Origin of the sequence: Delftia sp. GW456-R20 (assembly GCF_001622915.1) — a bacterium.
Taxonomy (GTDB): domain Bacteria; phylum Pseudomonadota; class Gammaproteobacteria; order Burkholderiales; family Burkholderiaceae_C; genus Comamonas; species Comamonas acidovorans.
Window position 1 is genome coordinate 2196651 of record NZ_LWCN01000004.1, and the last position, 16479, is coordinate 2213129.

At 68.8% G+C, this 16479-nt stretch carries 15 protein-coding genes; 9 read left to right on the top strand and 6 right to left on the bottom strand.

Annotated features, from left to right (window positions below; all coding sequences use genetic code 11):
• Positions 1-66 precede the first annotated feature (66 nt).
• Positions 67-765, top strand: a complete 699-nt coding sequence (locus A4F85_RS15100; RefSeq protein WP_034390850.1) for a CBS domain-containing protein — start codon at positions 67-69, stop codon at positions 763-765.
• 76 nt (positions 766-841) lie between these two features.
• Here the strand turns inward: A4F85_RS15100 and ispH are convergent, their stop codons facing one another.
• Positions 842-1840 (bottom strand): 4-hydroxy-3-methylbut-2-enyl diphosphate reductase, encoded by a 999-nt coding sequence (ispH, locus tag A4F85_RS15105; protein WP_012203831.1) that lies wholly within the window; start codon positions 1838-1840, stop codon positions 842-844.
• 1 nt (position 1841) lies between these two features.
• Entirely contained in the window at positions 1842-2312 is a 471-nt protein-coding gene (locus A4F85_RS15110) for an FKBP-type peptidyl-prolyl cis-trans isomerase (protein ID WP_012203830.1), read from the bottom strand.
• 96 nt (positions 2313-2408) lie between these two features.
• Between A4F85_RS15110 and radC the strand changes: the two genes are divergently transcribed.
• The 5 genes from radC to A4F85_RS15135 all read left to right on the top strand — a co-directional run bounded on the left by radC (position 2409) and on the right by A4F85_RS15135 (position 8048).
• Positions 2409-3089 carry a RadC family protein gene (radC, locus tag A4F85_RS15115; RefSeq protein WP_063327045.1) on the top strand — a complete coding sequence of 227 codons (681 nt, stop codon included), beginning with the start codon at positions 2409-2411 and terminating at the stop codon, positions 3087-3089.
• A 49-nt stretch (positions 3090-3138) separates the two neighbouring features.
• Positions 3139-3651, top strand: a complete 513-nt coding sequence (locus A4F85_RS15120; RefSeq protein ID WP_063327994.1) for a sigma-70 family RNA polymerase sigma factor — start codon at positions 3139-3141, stop codon at positions 3649-3651.
• 8 nt (positions 3652-3659) lie between these two features.
• Positions 3660-4652 (top strand): FecR family protein, encoded by a 993-nt coding sequence (locus A4F85_RS15125; RefSeq protein ID WP_043824818.1) that lies wholly within the window; start codon positions 3660-3662, stop codon positions 4650-4652.
• 97 nt (positions 4653-4749) lie between these two features.
• Positions 4750-7320 carry a TonB-dependent siderophore receptor gene (locus A4F85_RS15130; RefSeq protein WP_063327047.1) on the top strand — a complete coding sequence of 857 codons (2571 nt, stop codon included), beginning with the start codon at positions 4750-4752 and terminating at the stop codon, positions 7318-7320.
• Between the two features lie 68 nt (positions 7321-7388).
• On the top strand, positions 7389-8048 hold the full coding sequence (locus tag A4F85_RS15135; RefSeq protein WP_013803859.1) for a Smr/MutS family protein: 660 nt from the start codon (positions 7389-7391) through the stop codon (positions 8046-8048).
• Between the two features lie 30 nt (positions 8049-8078).
• Here the strand turns inward: A4F85_RS15135 and A4F85_RS15140 are convergent, their stop codons facing one another.
• Together A4F85_RS15140 and A4F85_RS15145 are read right to left on the bottom strand one after the other, a co-directional pair.
• Entirely contained in the window at positions 8079-9362 is a 1284-nt protein-coding gene (locus tag A4F85_RS15140; protein WP_063327048.1) for an MFS transporter, read from the bottom strand.
• A gap of 35 nt (positions 9363-9397) precedes the next feature.
• Complete coding sequence (locus A4F85_RS15145; protein ID WP_063327049.1) at positions 9398-9892, bottom strand: MarR family winged helix-turn-helix transcriptional regulator; 495 nt, start codon at positions 9890-9892, stop codon at positions 9398-9400.
• Positions 9893-9997: 105 nt separating this feature from the next.
• On the opposite strand from A4F85_RS15145, the gene A4F85_RS15150 reads away from it, so the two are divergent.
• The gene (locus tag A4F85_RS15150) at positions 9998-10618 is read left to right on the top strand and encodes a PaaI family thioesterase (RefSeq protein WP_063327050.1); all 621 of its coding nucleotides are present in this window, start codon (positions 9998-10000) and stop codon (positions 10616-10618) included.
• Between the two features lie 72 nt (positions 10619-10690).
• Here the strand turns inward: A4F85_RS15150 and A4F85_RS15155 are convergent, their stop codons facing one another.
• On the bottom strand, positions 10691-12769 hold the full coding sequence (locus tag A4F85_RS15155) for a bifunctional 2',3'-cyclic-nucleotide 2'-phosphodiesterase/3'-nucleotidase (protein ID WP_047325990.1): 2079 nt from the start codon (positions 12767-12769) through the stop codon (positions 10691-10693).
• A gap of 553 nt (positions 12770-13322) precedes the next feature.
• Between A4F85_RS15155 and A4F85_RS15160 the strand changes: the two genes are divergently transcribed.
• Positions 13323-13721 carry a hypothetical protein gene (locus A4F85_RS15160; RefSeq protein ID WP_063327051.1) on the top strand — a complete coding sequence of 133 codons (399 nt, stop codon included), beginning with the start codon at positions 13323-13325 and terminating at the stop codon, positions 13719-13721.
• Between the two features lie 64 nt (positions 13722-13785).
• A complete protein-coding gene (locus A4F85_RS15165; protein ID WP_016450106.1) occupies positions 13786-14676 on the top strand; it encodes a LysR substrate-binding domain-containing protein in 891 nt (296 codons plus the stop codon).
• Positions 14677-15039: 363 nt separating this feature from the next.
• On the opposite strand, the gene A4F85_RS15170 is transcribed toward A4F85_RS15165, so the two are convergent.
• Positions 15040-16428: a hypothetical protein gene (locus A4F85_RS15170; RefSeq protein WP_063327052.1), complete on the bottom strand. Its 1389-nt coding sequence runs from the start codon at positions 16426-16428 to the stop codon at positions 15040-15042.
• Positions 16429-16479 lie beyond the last annotated feature (51 nt).

Sequence of the window (16479 nt, forward strand, 5' to 3'; positions counted from 1 at the left end):
AAACCCGCGCCAGCGCCGATACTTCCGATATGCCGCCCACAGCGGTTTGCGCACCCGGGAGCACCCATGTTTTTTGTCTTCGGTCCCAACGGACAGATGTTTCGCGGTCCCGCCGAGCGGCTGGGCCAGGTGGCGCCCGTGCGCCGCGTACAACGCCCGCAGGCCCTGCGCACGCGCTCGGCCGATGTGATGGCGGGCGACGCCGCAGCCTCGTTCCCCGCCATCCTGGCCGACCTCGCGGGCCAGCCTGCCGGCGCGCCGGAGCCCGCTCCGCGGCTGCGCGGAGCGGTCGATGCCTACCTTTCCACGGAAAAAGGCCCCAGCCAGCCACGCCAGCCCCTGCAGACCGTGGCCGACGTGATGAGCCACGAGGCCGTGACGGTATCGCCCGAAGCCGGTGTCAACGACGCCTGGCGCGTGCTGGCCGAGCACGGCGTGGCCCAGGCGCCCGTGCTGGATGCCGGTGGCCGCGTGGTCGGGCTGCTGCTGCGCGCCGACATGGCGCCGCTGGACCTGCTGCCCGAGCCCGGTGCGATCAAGGACGCCATTGCCCTGGCGCGCCGGCCCGTGAACGAGGTCATGATCTCCCCCATTCCCACGGTGGCCACCACCACCGACCTGCGCCGCGTGGCCGGCGTGCTGCTGGAGACCGGCCTGCCGGGCCTGCCCGTGACCGATGAGCAGGGCCTGCTGGCCGGCTTCATCAGCCGCACCGACATCCTGCGCGCCGTGGCCTCCGATCCGCCGCTGGATCTGTGGAGCTGAGGCTTTCGGCACCACCATGCAAAACGGGCGCCAGGCGCCCGTTTGCTTTTTGGCCAATGCCCGCTGCGCCTGCGGCTCAGCCGCCCGTCTCGGGCTGCTTGCCCACGGAGATCTCCAGCCCCGTGGCCGCGTCGATCTTCAGGCCCTTGGGCAGCGGGAACTTCACGGTCTCCTCGATGCCATCCATCTTGCGCACCGACAGCGCGCCCAGCTGGCGCAGGCGCTGGATGACCTCGTCCACCAGCACCTCGGGGGCGGAGGCACCGGCCGTCAGGCCCACGCGCCCGGCATTGGCAAACCATTCCTCGCACAGCTCGCCCGCGTTGTCCACCATGTAGGCGGGCGTTCCCAGGCGCGCGGCCAGCTCGCGCAGCCGGTTGCTGTTGGAGCTGGTGGGGCTGCCCACGACGATGAGCACATCTACCTGCGGCGCCAGCACCTTGACGGCGTCCTGGCGGTTTTGCGTGGCATAGCAGATGTCCTGCTGCTTGGGCTCGCGCACCTGCGGAAAGCGGGCGCGGATGGCCGCCGTGATGCCGGCGGCATCGTCCACCGACAGCGTGGTCTGCGTGACCACGGCCAGCTTCTCGGTCTGGCGGGGGGTGACACGGGCCACATCGGCCTCGTCCTCGACCAGGTGGATGCCCTCGGACAGCTGGCCCATGGTGCCCTCGACCTCGGGGTGCCCCTTGTGGCCGATCATCAGGAACTCATAGCCTTCCTTGGCGAGCTTGGCCACTTCCACATGCACCTTGGTCACCAGCGGGCAGGTGGCGTCGAAGATGGAGAAACCGCGCCGCCGCGCCTCTTCCTGCACCGCCCGGCTCACGCCGTGGGCGCTGAACACCAGGGTGGAGCCGGGCGGCACGTCGTCCAGCTCCTCGATGAAGATCGCTCCCTTGGCCTTGAGATCGTTGACCACGAAGGTGTTGTGCACGATCTCGTGGCGCACGTAGATGGGCGCGCCGAACTTGGCCAGCGCACGCTCCACGATCTCGATGGCGCGGTCCACGCCGGCACAGAAGCCCCGGGGCTCGGCCAGCAGGATTTCCTGGGGCGAGGTCGAATCCAGCACCTCAGAGCACCCCGATGATCTGCACTTCGAACGTCACCGGCTGGCCCGCCAGCGGGTGGTTGAAGTCGAACAGCACGGCGCCGTCCTCGCGCACCTGCACCACGGCGCCCGCGTAGCTGCCCAGGCCGTCGGGCGTGGGGAACTGCACCACGTCGCCGGGCGCGTACTGCTCGTGCGGGTCGCCCAGCTCGTTCATCAGCTTGCGCGCCACCCACTGCATCATGTCGCCGTTGCGCTCGCCGAAGGCTTCGCCGGCCGGCATCTCGAACGTGGTGCGCGTGCCTTCGGCCAGGCCCAGCAGGCGCTGCTCGACGGCGGGCGACAGCTCGCCCGCGCCCAGGGACAGCGTGGCGGGCTTGTCGTTGAAGGTGTTGATCACATCGCCTGCAGGCCCGGACAGGCGGTAGTGCAGTGTGAGGAACGAGCCGGTCTGGACCGTGGGGAGGGCCGAGGAAGAAGCGCTAGAGGTCATGGAAGTCCCGATAAACTGGCCCGTATTGTAGAAAAACATCCATGCCCCCACGCCCCGTGCAACGGTGTCCCTGCGGCGCCCCCACCTGGCTGAACCATGGCTCTCAAAGACCTGCCCGCCCAGGCCCAGCCGCGCGAAAAGCTCGCGGCGCGCGGCCCCTCGGCGCTTTCCGATATCGAACTGCTGGCCATCGTGCTGCGCACCGGCATGGCCGGCAAGGGCGTGCTGCAGCTGGCCCAGGAACTGCTGCAGTTGCCCGGCCGGGCCGGCCTGTCCGGGCTGCTGCAGGCCGGGCACGCCGACCTGAAGGCCATCAAGGGGCTGGGGCCTTCCAAGTGCGCGCAACTCCTGGCCGTGCTCGAACTGGCGCGCCGCGCCATGGCCGAGCAACTGCGCGAGCGCCCGGCCCTGGCCTCGCCCGAGGCCGTGGCGCGCTACCTGCAGCTGCACCTGGCGGCGCGCCAGCATGAGGTGTTCGCCGTGCTGTTCCTGGACGGCCAGCACCGGCTGATCGCGCTGGAAGAAATGTTCCGGGGCACGCTCACGCGCACCAGCGTCTACCCCCGGGAGGTGGTGCTGCGCGCCCTGCACCACCATGCGGGCGCCGTCATCCTGGCCCACAACCATCCCAGCGGACAGGTCCAGGCCAGCGCCGCCGACAAGGCCGTCACGCAGAGCCTGCAGGCCGCCCTGGGCCTAGTGGACATCCAGGTGCTGGACCATGTGATCGTGGCGCCCGGTGCCTCGCTGTCCATGGCCAGCGAGGGGCTGATGTAGGCAGACTCTGTAAAATGAGAAAAATTCTCATTTGCAAAACCGCTGCACCATGCCCTCCCCGTCCACCGCCGACCCGGTGCACACGCTCTACGTCGCCCACCATGACTGGCTGCACGGCTGGCTGCGGCGCAAGCTGGGCAATTCCCACCAGGCCGAGGACCTGGCGCACGACACCTTCGAGCGCGTGGTGGCGTCCCGGCAGGCCCATGCCATCCAGGAGCCGCGCGCCTACCTGACCACGCTGGCCCAGCGGGTGCTCTACAACTTCTGGCGCAGGCGCGAACTGGAGCAGGCCTGGCTCGATGCGCTGGCCACGCTGCCCGAGGAAGTGGCGCCCTCCCCCGAGGACTACGCCCTGGTGCGCGAAGCCATCGAGGCCCTGGACCAATGGCTGGACGGCCTGCCCCCGAAGGTGCGGCAGGCCTTCTTGCTGCGCCGGCTCGACGGCCTCAAGCACGCAGAGATCGCCGAAGCCATGGCCGTGTCCATTGCCACGGTGGAGCGCTACATGAAGCAGGCCCTGGTGCACCTGTACCTCTCCCCGCAGCCCTTCCCCGGTTGATCGCCTGCATGGATGCCGCCACCGATCAGGCCATCGACTGGCTGGTGCGCCTGGACTCGGGCCACGCCAGCGATGACGACCGCCGCGCCTTCGCCCATTGGCTGCGCCAGTCGCCCGGCCATGCCCAGGCCTGGGCCATGGTGCAGCAACGCCTGTCCGCCGGGGTGGAGCCCGCCCTTGTGCAGTTGCGCCGGCAGGGCGGGGGCACGGCGGCCCTGGGCCTGCAGGCGCTGGTGGCGCCCATCCCGAAGGCCGCGCGCAGGCGCGGCCTGTTGCGCGGTGGGTTGGCCGCCCTGCTGGCCAGCACCGCCACGGCCTGGCTGGTGCACCGGCAAACACCGCTGACCACGCTGGCCGCCGACCTGCGCACGGGCACCGGCCAGCGCAGCCACCACCGGCTACCGGACGGCAGCGAGATCGAACTGGACGCCCGCTCGGCCGCCGACATTGCCTACAGCGACACCCGCCGCCTGGTGCGCCTGCGCGAAGGCGCGCTGCTGGCGCAGGTGGCTGCCAGCGCGCCGGGCCAGCCCCTGCGCCCGTTTGTCGTGCAAAGCGCCCAGGGCACGGCCCAGGCGCTGGGCACGCGCTTCATGGTGCGCCAGGCCGAAGGCAGCACCCTGGTGCATGTGCTGGAGCACAGCGTGCTGCTCACCAGCCTGAACGGCCGGCAGCACCGGCTGCAGGAGGGCCGCAGCGCCTGGATCGACGCCGATGGCATCCGCACGCAGGACACCGCCCATCTGGCGCCGGCCGCCTGGGCCGACGGCGTCATCGACGTGCGCGACCAGCCGCTGGGCGAGGTGATCGACGCGCTGCGGCCCTACCAGGCCGGCATCATCCGCATCAGCCCCGAGGCCGCGCGCCTGCGGATCTTCGGCGTGTTCCAGCTGGCCCGGCCCGACCAGGTGCTGCAGGACCTGGTGGACACCCATCCCGTCAGCGTGCGCCGCTGGGGGGACTGGCTCACGGTGATCGACGTGCGAGACCGGTCCGCTTGAATCTTTTTTGCGCCGCGTGAGGGGTTTTGCCGCCCTTGTCGCACATACGGAATGAAAGCCCTTCATTTCCACCGCAACGACAAGGACCTCCGACTCCATGGCCTCCGCACGCCGCCCTCTCCGTACCCCGCAGCCTGGCAGCACGCCCGCACACCGCAGGCCGAGCCCGCCCTCGCTGCTGCTGCCCGTGGCCGCCGCGCTGGCCTGGTCGCTGTCCGCACCGCCGCAGGCCTGGGCACAGCCGGCGGCGGCCAGCACATCGCAGGCAGACGCCACGCTGGAATGGGACCTGCCCGCCGGCGCGCTGGACGACTCGCTGGCGCGCATCGCCCGCCAGGCCCAGCGCAGCATCAGCGCCGACCCGGCCCTGCTGGCCGGCAAGCGCGCGCCCGCCATCCGGGGCAGCTACAGCGTGGAGCAGGCCGCCCAGCTGGCGCTGGGCGACAGCGGGCTGCGGCTGGCACGCACGCCCCAGGGCACGCTCACGGTGCTGGCCTCCGCCGCCGCGCCCGCGGCGCCACCGGCCACGGCAGCGCCGGGCCGCGCCCAGGACCATGCGCTGGCCGAGGTCAAGGTGGTCGCCCAGGCCGACCGGGCAGGCACGACCGAAGGCACGGGCAGCTACACCGCGCGCGGCCCCAGCGGCGTGGCCACGGGCCTGGCGCTGAGCGTGCGCGACACGCCGCAGTCGGTCAGCGTGATGACCCAGCAGCGCATGGAGGACGAAAACCTCACCAGCATCAGCGACGTGCTGGCGCGCGTGCCGGGCATCTCCACCTCGGCGCTGGGCACCGAGCGCAGCAACGCCAACGCGCGCGGCTACCCCATCACCAACTACCAGCTCGACGGCGTCAGCACGCACACAGAATTCCTGGGCCTGGACGCCCTGCCCACGCAAAGCATTGCCGACATGGCGCTGTACGACCGCATCGAGGTGCTGCGCGGCGCCTCGGGCCTGACCACGGGTGCGGGCGATCCGTCCGGCATCGTCAACATGGTGCGCAAAAAGCCCACGGCGCAGTTCCAGGGCTCGGCCGAGGCCAGCGTGGGCTCCTGGGGCAACCGGCGCGGCGTGCTGGACCTGTCCTCGCCGCTCAACGCCTCGGGCAGCGTGCGCGGCCGCCTGGTCGCCGTGCACCAGGAGGGCGACAGCCACATCGACTTCTACAGCAAGAAAAAGGACGTGCTCTATGGCGTGATCGAGGCCGACCTCACCTCCACGCTCAAGCTCACCGCCGGGCTGGACCACCAGCGCGGCCGCTCGCGCGGCTCCATGGCCTACCTGGGCTTTCCGCTGTTCAGCAGTGATGGGCGGCAGACCGACTTCCCCGTCTCCTTCAACCCGGCCAGCCGCGACAACCGCTTCAACACCGACTCCACCAGCGCCTTCGTCACGCTGGAGCAGGCGCTGGCCAACCGGTGGCAGCTCAAGCTCTCGGCCAACTACCTGCGCTCCAACCAGCGCGAAGACGCGGTCTACCTGGCCGTCAACAACAGCCTGTTCGACCGGGAGACCGGCGATGGCCTGTCGCTCAACGCCGAGCGGCGCGACTACCGGCTGCGCAACAAATCCGTGGACATCAACCTGCGCGGCCCCTTCAACCTGGGCGGGCGCGAGCACGAGGCGGTGCTGGGCTTCGACTACACCGACTTCCAGAGCCTGACCAACGGCAGCTTCGACATCACGGGCCTGCGCAACAAGCCCGTCAACATCTACCAGTGGGACAGCAGCGGCAGCCCGGTGTTCGGCGACCGCTTCGTGGTCTTCGACAGCACGCGCCGCCAGACCAGCCTGTACGGCGCCGGCCGCTTTGCGCTGGCCGACGACCTCAAGCTCATCGTGGGCGGCAAGCTGTTCAACTACGACAGCGACTACCGCACCGACACCACGGACGGATACCACCAGACCTCGCCCTCGTCCGAACGCCGCGTGTTCACGCCCTACGCAGGCCTGGTCTACACGCTGAACCCGCAGCACACGCTGTACGCCAGCTTTGCCACCATCTACAGCCCGCAGACCTCGCGCGACCGCAACGGCTCCTTCCTGGACCCGCAGGAAGGCAACACCTACGAGGCCGGCATCAAGAGCGAATTCCTGGACGGGCGCCTGGCCACCAGCGCCGCCATCTACCTCATCCGCCAGGACAACCTGGCCGAGTCCGATCCCGGCCAGTTCATCCCGGGCACCACCACCACCGCCTCGCGCGCCATCAAGGGCGCCAAGACGCGGGGCCTGGACCTGGAAGTCAACGGCGCCATCAACCGCCAATGGTCGATTGCCGCCTCCTACAACTTCAGCGCCTCCGAAGACGCCACGGGCCAGCGCATCAACACCACCTTCCCGCGCCAGATGGCCCGCCTGTGGACCACCTACCGCATGCCCGGCGAATGGCGCCGCCTCACCCTGGGCGGTGGCGTCAACTGGAGCAGCGGCATCGAGTACAGCGGCGAAGCCTGGCAGGTCGGCAAGCAGGTCAGCGCACGCCAGGCCTCCTACGCCGTGGCCGGGCTCATGGCGCGCTATGACGTGAGCGACCAGCTGTCGCTGACGCTGAACGTCAACAACCTGTTCGACCGCAAGTACATCGCGGCCATGTCCGGCTGGTGGTACTCGGGCATGTACGGCGCGCCGCGCAACGTCCAGGTCAGCGCCCGCTATCGCTTCTAGGCTCGCCGGCCATTGAGAGGGCGCCATGGCCGCCGGGGTGCCGAAATTGCGGTACAACCGGCGTCACCATGACTTTGAAAGCCACCAGCCTGCAGGACCTCGCGCCAGTGCGCCGCGCACTGGCCGAAGCCGCCGCCCAAGAGGCCCTGCTCCAGCAGCAGCGCGCCGAGGCGGCGCGCCGCCTCCTGGCCGAGCAAAAGCTGTTCGAAAACACCGTGGGCCCGGTGCATGCGCTCAAGTCCGCGCACGCCCGCCACCTCCATGCCCCCGAGCCCCCCGAGCCGCTGCCCCTGCAGCTGGAGCTGGACGAGCAGCGCGTGCTGCAGGAGGCCATGAGCGACGAGTTCGACGTCAGCACCCTGCTGGACACCGACGACCAGCTCAGCTTCCGGCGCCCCGGCATCGGCCTGGACGTGACGCACAAGCTGCGCGCCGGCCAGTGGAGCATCCAGCGCCAGCTGGACCTGCACGGCCTGCGCGTGGACGAGGCGCGCGAGGCGCTGGGCCAGTTCATCCGCCTGTCGCACCGCACCGGCATACGCTGCGTGCGCGTGGTGCACGGCAAGGGCCTGGGCTCGCCGGGCAAGACCCCTGTGCTCAAGGGCCGCGTGCTGCGCTGGCTGGTGCAGAAAAAGGAAGTGCTGGCCTTTGTGCAGGCCCGCCCGGCCGAAGGTGGCGCGGGCGCCCTGGTCGTCCTGCTGCAGCCGGGCAAGCGCCAGCTGTACTGAGGGCGTGGATGGCGTGAACGGTGATGGGGCTCAGGCCGCGGCCACCGCCGCCGCCTTGCGCGCCCGCCCTATCACCAGCGCCATCACCGCCGCCAGCAGGCAGGCCAGGCCGGCCGCATACAGCGCGGGCGTATAGGTCAGCAGCAAAGTGCGCGTCAGGCCTGCGCCCCAGGCAGCGGTGGCCGCGCCCAGCTGATGGGCCGCGAAGATCCAGCCGAACACCAGCCCCACCTTCTGCGGCCCGAAATGCTGGGCCGTGAGCTTGACCGTGGGCGGCACCGTGGCGATCCAGTCCAGCCCGTAGAACATGGCGAACAGGCCCAGGCCGTAGAAGGTGAACTCCGAATGCGGCAGCCAGAACAGCGACAGGCCGCGCAGCCCGTAGTACCAGAACAGCAGCTTGCGGTTGTCGTAGCGGTCCGACAGCCAGCCCGACAGCACGGTACCCACGAAGTCGAAGGCCCCCATCATGGCCAGCACCGACGCGGCGGGCACCGCGCCCATGCCGTTGTCGCCGCACAGCGAGATGAAGTGCGTCTGCACCAGGCCGTTGGTGGACAGGCCGCAGATGAAGAAGGTGCCCGCCAGCAGCCAGAAGGTGCGGTTGCGCGCGGCCTCGGCCAGCACCTTGAAGGGCGTGCCGAAGTTCATGGCCATGGCCGGCGGCGGCGGGGCCGAGGCATCGCCGCCAAAGGGCGCCAGGCCCAGGTCCGAAGGCCGGTCCCGCACGAACAGCAGGGCCAGCACGGCAATCAAGGCGCTGGCCACGAACACCGGCACCGTGGCCGAGCGCCAGCCCCAGTGCTCGATCATCCAGGCGGCCAGCGGCAGGAAGGCCAGCTGCCCCGTGGCCGCACTGGCCGTGAGCACGCCGATGACCAGGCCGCGCCGCGCCGCAAACCAGCGGTTGGCCACCACGGCGCCCAGCACCAGCGCCGTCAGGCCCGTGCCCATGCCCAGCAGCAGGCTCCACAGCAAAAACAGATGCCACAGCTGCGTGGCCTGCGTCACCATCGCCATGGCGCCGCCCACCAGGGCCAGGCCCATGCACATCACGGCACGCAGGCCGAAGCGCTCCATCATCACGGCCGCAAACGGCCCCAGCAGGCCGAACAGCGCAAAGCGCAGCGCCAGGCTGCTCGATATCTGCTCCGTACTCCAGCCGAACTCGCGCGACAGCGGCTGCAGCATGGCGCCCGGCAGGCCCAGCGCCGCCGACATGGTCAGCATGGTGAGGAAAGTGATGGCCGCGACCAGCCAGCCGTAGTGGATGCCGCGCCGCTGCAGCCAGCGCGCCGTGGAGTTGGAGAGCATGGGAGTCTCTTCGGGGGTTGGGAATTCGGTAGGGCCTACGCCTGCGGGCCGTCTGCAGCGTTGCCATCGCCAGCGCCATCGCCATTGCCGCCATCGAGCAGCACCAGGCATTCATCGATCAGCGCATGCAGGGCCGCCACGCGCTCCAGGCCCACGCGGGCGTTGAGCTCGTTCTGTGCGGTCTTCCAGCTTTGCTTGGCCTCTTCGCGCTTGGCCTGGCCCGCGTCGGTGATGTGGACCAGGCGGCTGCGCTGGTCCTCGCCCTGGCCCATGCGCACCCAGCCGACGTCGATCAGCGGCTTGAGGTTGCGCGTCAGCGTCGAGGCGTCCATGCGCATGCGCCGCGCCAGGTCCGAGGGCCGCACCGGACCGGCGGCCAGCACATGGCTGAGCAGCGAATACTGCGTGATGCGCAGCCCCGTCTCGTTCAGATGGGCGTCATACACCTGGCCCACGCTGCGCATGAGCTGGCGCACGCGGTGGTTGGTGCAGCCCTGGGGCACGGCGAGGATGTCTGGATTCACTGGCATGGCGCAGATTATTGCATATACAACTGTTGTAGATACAATAATATCCACACCGCCATCCCAGACAGCCTGGCGCCCGCACTTTTCCCAATGAAAGAGAGACATTCCATGGACACCCGCACCCACTCCCCGGAGCAGGCCGCCCACAGCCTCACCTCCGGCGCCACCTCCAGCCCCACCACCGGCGCCATCTCCCCTGCCCTGCAAGCCTGGCTGGACGAGGAACAGGCGGTCACCCTCCGGCTGGACGCCGGCCCCGGCGCAGGCGTATCGCGCCCCGACCAGGTCGCAGGCCGCAGCGGGCTGGAGCTGATGCAGGCCATGCTGCGCGGCGAACTACCCTACCCGCCCATTGCACGCACGCTGGACTTCATGCTGATTTCCGTGGGCGAAGGCAGCGCCGTCTTCCAGGGCCGCCCCGGCGCCAACCACCTCAACCCCATGGGCACGGTGCACGGCGGCTGGTTCGCCACCTTGCTGGACTCGGCGCTGGGCTGCGCCGTCCACACCTGCATGCCGCCGGGCCGGGGCTACACCACGGCCGAGCTGGGCGTGAACCTGGTCAAGGCCCTGACCCCGCGCGTGCCGCGCGTGCGCGCCGAAGGCCGCGTGCTGCACTGCGGCCGCCAGCTGGCCACGGCCGAGGCGCGCCTGGTCGGCCCCGATGGCACGCTCTACGCCCACGCCACGACCACCTGCCTGGTGTTCGAGATGCCTCCTGCGCGCTGAAGCCCGTTCGGCACAAGCAAAAAAGCCCCGTGCCAGATGCACGGGGCTTTTTTGTTGCTTGCCTGCCGGAACTTACTTCGACAGATCCAGGCGGTACTTGGACGTGCCCTTGCCCGAGCCGTCATCGGCCGCCACCAGCGAGATGTTGGCCAGGCCCGCAGCCTGCGCCACCGGCAGCGCGTTGGCGCCGGAGCTGAACACCACGTTGGCCGAGGTGGCCACCTTGGTGAAGCGCCAGCTCTTGGCCGCGCCATTGGCAGCGCGCGTGATGCTGCCCTTCTTGCGCACGTAGCCGATCACCACGTCGCGGTTGGCGTCCGGCGAGGCCCAGATGGCGCTGGAGCCGTCGAGCTTGGCGATGAAGCTCTTGCCGCTGGTGGCGCGGTAGTTGTTCGTGGCGATCACGAACTCCTGCGCCGGGTCGATGGCCTTGCCCAGGTACTGCAGGTTCCTGATGCGGCTGCCCACGGGCTGGGTCACGTCGATCTCGTACTGCACATCGGCCGTGGTGAACATGTCGAAGTTGTAGCCCGGGAAGGTGCTGATCAGCTGCTGCTCACCCGTCTTGGCCGGATCGATCTGGTTGAAGCGCTTGGCAGCGGCCTCCAGCCAGTCCTTGATATCGGCGCCGTTCACCTTCACCGCATACACGGTGTTGGGGTACAGGTACAGGTCGGCCGCGTTGTAGATGGCCAGCGGGCCCACGGCCACGTCGGTGTAGTCGGCGCCGCCCTGGAAGCCCGACTTGAACGGCGCGCTCACCGACAGCACGGGCAGCTGCGCGTACTGCGGCAGGCTGGCCTTCACATAGTCGGCCACATAGTCGCGCTGCGCCTGGTTGACGATCTGGATGGCGCCCGGGTCGCCCACATCGGCGAACAGCGTGCTCATGCGGAAGTCCGTGCTGCCGATGGGCGTCTTCACGTACTGGATGGCGGCCTGGTGCTGGCTCTCGATCAGCGGCGCCACCGTCGGGTCCACGGCCACATAGGTGGCCTTGCCTGCGGCGTCCTTGCCGGTCTGGATATTGCGCAGCTCGCTCTTGCCCGCGCTCTTGTCCACGCTCCACTGCTTGCCGTCCCACTTGAGCGCCAGCTGGATCACGCCCAGCGCCTTGCCCCAGGAACTGGCCATCACCGACTGCACGCCGTTGATGGTGCCCGCCTTGTTGTCCACGCCCGCCTGCGTGAACGCCGGCGTGGCCGCCGCATCGGGGAACACGCTGTGCTGGTGGCCCATGACCATGGCGTCGATGCCGGCCACCTTGCTCAGGTGCAGGCCGGGGTTCTCCATCGTCGGCGAGTAGGCCGCGCCGTCCAGGCCGCCGTGCAGCATGGCCACCACCACATCGGCGCCCTTGGCGCGCATCTCGGGCAGGTACTTCTGGGCGGACTCCACGGCGCCTTCGGTGTAGAGCTTGCCTTCCAGATAGCGCTTGTCCCAGTTCATGATGCCCGGCGTGGTGAAGCCGATCACGCCGATCTTGATGGGCAGCTCCACCGCCTTGCCATCCTTGTCCTTGGCCGCGATCTTGCGCTCCAGAATCACGTAGGGCTGCACCAGCGGCTGCTTGGTCTTGCTGCTGTAGACATTGGACAGCGCCATGGGAAAGCCATTGCCCGCGCACTTGAGCGCCTTGTCCACGCCGTCCACGTCCAGGCCGCCGCCCAGCACCTGGTTCAGGAAGGGCAGGCCGTAGTTGAACTCATGGTTGCCCAGCGTGCCCGCATCAAAGCCCAGAGCGCCCATGGCCTTGTACATGGACAGCTGCTGCGTGCAGGGGATCTTGGCCACCTCGGCCTCGTAGTCGGCCAGGGCCGTGCCCTGGATGGTGTCGCCGTTGTCCACCAGCAGCGTATTGGCAAACTCCTTGCGCGCCGCACGCACCAGCGTGGCCGTGCGCTCGAAGCCGTAGGAGGCATCCTCGGCCAGCTTGAAATAGTCATAGCTGCGCACATTGAAGTGCAGATCCGTGGTCTCCAGCACGGCCAGCGTGGCCGTCGCGGGCTGGCTGGCCACCGGGGGCGTCGTGCTGTCGTTGCTGTCGCTGCCACCGCAGGCGGCCACCAGCGCGGCGCTGGCCAGGACGCTCAGCGCCAGGCGGCGGGACAGGAGCAGGGATTGCAATGTGGGGAGGTTGCTCAGCGGCATGTGGTTTTTGTGGGGGTGGTGAAGGGGGGGAGTTTGTTGGTGGGGGTTTACAGGGGTGTGACAGCTGGTCTGTTCTGGTCTGGTCTTGGTCAGGTGCTGTTTTTTGTCCCTGCCGGGGGGTTTCTTTTCGAGGCCGGGTCTCGGCCCGGCGGCCGACCTACCTTCTTTTGCTTCGCCAAAAGAACGTAGGCCAAGAAAAGGCGACCCGGATGTCCGCGACCCCTTCGCTTCGCTGCGGGGCAACCTGCGTCGTGGCGGTTGCGGGGTTCGCCGTGAAACTCACTTCGCGCTGCGCGCTACGTTCAAACATCACGGCGAGTCAGATCACGAAGCAAGCCTGTCCTTCGACAGGCTTGCAACCCCACAACCGCCACGACGCAGGCGCTGACATACGGGGAGCTTGCTCGGGCCTTCGCTGCGCTCGGCCTGGTTTCTTGATACGCAGCCGTTAAACTTGCGGCGAGCCGAAAGGCTTGGTGTGTCGTAACACCAGCACGTAGAGGTTGCAGCCCCCACCTAGAGCGGGGCCTTTGTTTCATACAGGAACCAAGTTATGCACCCTCTCATCGCCGCTCAGGCGACCTCTCCCCAACTACCCCTTCTGCCCACCTGGCGGCAGGCCATGCACGCCTCGCTGGGCCTGGTGCAGAGCACGCTGCAGCAGTTGATCGAGCTTATGACCGACGATCCCGACAAGGACGACAGCGAAGTCGATGTGGACTGCGCCGTGGAGCTGGCGCTGGAGCACATCAAGCGCATGAGTGTCCAGCAGCACACGGACCGCTATGCCTTCGAGGTGGAGTGGATCAAGGCAACGGCGGCGCTGCGGCTGGCGCAGGGCGCCTTCGGGCGGCCGGAATCACGCTTCGGCCTGCGGCTCAAGGATGCCATCCAGCAGCTGGAGATGCTGCCGGAGCTGGTGGAGTTCGTGGACCAGGACGACGGCGAGTGAACTGTGCGGCGCGCCCGTATCTCTGTGAGAAACTGGCCCGCCGAACACCCCCTTGCCTTCACCCATGGAACTGCGCCAGCTGCGCTACTTTGTCGATATCGCCAAGACCGAGCACCTGACGACATCGGCCAGGAACCTCTATGTCACGCAGTCCACGCTCTCGCATGGGCTGCGCCAGCTGGAAGAGGAGCTGGGCATGGCGCTGTTCGAGCGCATTGGCCGGGGGCTGAAGCTGTCGCAGGCCGGCGTGGTGTTCCGCAACTATGCGGAGCGTGCGCTGCATGAGGTGGAGGCCGGGCGCATGGCGCTGGCCGACCTCAGCGAGCTGCAGACCGGCACGCTGACCATCGGCGTGATTCCCACCTTCCTCAACACCCTGGTCGCCCCGGCCGTGGCGGCTTTCATGCGCGCCTATCCCAAGGTCAACGTGGTGGTGATCGAGCTGCTGGCCCCGCCCGTGGAGCAGGGATTGCTGGACGGCAGCCTGGACCTGGGCGTGAGCTTTCACCCGCCCCAGCGCGCCGAGCTGGACGCGCTGCCGCTGTTCGACGAACGCATGATGCTGCTGGTCAACCCCTCGCATCCGCTGGCCGGGCGCCGCACGCTGTCCGTCAAGTCGCTGGCCGGCGTGCCCCTGGCCCTGCTGCCGCGCACGTTCTACACGCGCAGCCTGATCGAGGACGGGCTGCGCACCGCAGGCGTCACGCCCTTGCTGCGCGCGGAAATGGGCTCGGTGGAATCGCTGATCGCGCTGTGCCGCTGGGGCGACATGGCCACCATCGTCCCCGAACGCGCCGCCCAGCAGGCCACGGACATGGTGGCCATCCACCTGGTCGCCCCGCAACTCATACGCACCGCCGGCCTGCTGTGGCGCCGAGGCGCCAGCTACAGTGCGGCCGCGCGCGAGTTCGCGGCGCAACTGGCCCCCGCCACCAGAACCAACATGCCCCGCTAAAAAACCCCAGGCCGAGCGAAGCAAAGGCCCGAGCAAACTCCCCGTATGTCAGCGCCTGCGTCGTGGCGGTTGCGGGGTTGCAAGCCTGCCGAAGGACAGGCTTGCTTCGTGATCTGACTCGCCGTGATGTCTGAACGTAGCGCGCAGCGCGAAGTGAGTTTCACGGCGAACCCCGCAACCGCCACGACGCAGGTTGCCCCGCAGCGCAGCGAAGGGGTCGCGGACATCCGGGTCGTCTTTCTTTTGCCTCCTTTTCTTTGACGAATCAAATAAAAGGAGGTCGGCCGCCGGGCCGAGACCCGGCCTCGAAAAACAACCACCCGGCAGGGTCAAAAACTAACCCGTTGCAGGGAAAAAACCAGCTCACTGCAAAGAAGGCCGCGCCCTCTCAGGCACCCGAGCCCCCAACGCAGCCGGCACATAAGCCGCATCAAAACTACACCCCACCCCAAACTTGGCCTCATTCCCCACACAAGCAGCAGCAATCCCCGCCGCAGTCGGCTTCACCCCCGCCTCCACCCACTGCATCAACGCAGTCATCAACGTGGGATAGGTCGCATCGCTGATATAGCTGTGCGTCCCCTGCCGCGTAAAGGTCTGCACCAGCCGGTCCCCACTGCCGCCCTGCTGCATCACCGCACGAAACCGCGCATCCAGCTCCACGAAGGCCGTGGGGTCGCTGATCCACTTGGCAGAGAGGACCGGCACGCCAATCTTGCCCACGGGGTCGGTGTCATCGGCGAACTTGCGGTAGGCCGCAGGGTCGGCGCGGTAGCGCAGCACGCCGGCATTGAGCGCGGCATCGTCGGCCGAGCCGGCATAGACCGCACCCTCGTTGCCGAAGGGGCTGGCGCCGCCCGTGCGCTTGGCCGAGATGTCCTGGAAGTGCATGGTGCCCCAGTTCATGTGCGACTGGATGGCGCTTTCGGGGATCTTGATGACCTTGGTGATGGTGTCGATCTTCGCCTGCTGCGCGGCCGTGCGCTGGGCGGCGGGCTTGTCCAGCGCCAGGCATTCGTTCACGCGCAGGGCCACGTCGGCCTGGCGCATCTTGGCATCTGCGGGCAGGCCCAGGTTGAGCGCGTACTGCGGCTCATTGGGGCGCGGGTGGTTGGCGCACAGGTACTGGTAGACCACGCGCAGGTCGGTGCGGAAGTCATAGGCATGGGTGCCGCCGCCCAGCACGCCGCTGGTCAGCAGCACGCCGTCGTAGGGGCGCTCGCCCACGGTCTGCTCGTTGAACATTTCCGCGCCCTTGGCCGCCACGCCCGCACCCCAGGACTGGCCGTGCAGGATGGTGCGCTGCGGCTTGGCCACATGCTGGCGGAAGATGCCGCGCAGGCGCTCGGTGTCCTCGGCGGCGGCGCGCACTTCCACGCCGCCCTGGCGGTAGGTGGAGCCGGCCCAGGCGTAGCCTGCGCGCACCATGATGGACCAGCGCACCAGGTCTTCGGCCGCACGGTCGGCGGTGGGCGCGGCCAGGTCCGGGCCGCCGTGGGCGTGCAGCACCAGGGTGCCGTTCCACTGCGCGGGCTTGGCGATCAGGTAGTAGGCGCCCTTGGAGTCCTGCCCGGCCCAGCAGCTGATGCCCGCAGGAATCTCGGCGGGGCAGGCCGTGCTCTTGGGCGCGGTCTCGATGGAGGTGACCGGCCCGTGCAGCACGGCCGAGCCGCCGCCGCAGCCAGCCAGGGCGAGCGCGGCCAGCAGCGAGGCGCTGGCGGGACGCAGGGGGAAATACGCGGATGCTTGCATGTCTTGTCTCCTGTCTTGGCTTCTTGTTGGAAGTCACCTGCCGCGCCGCGG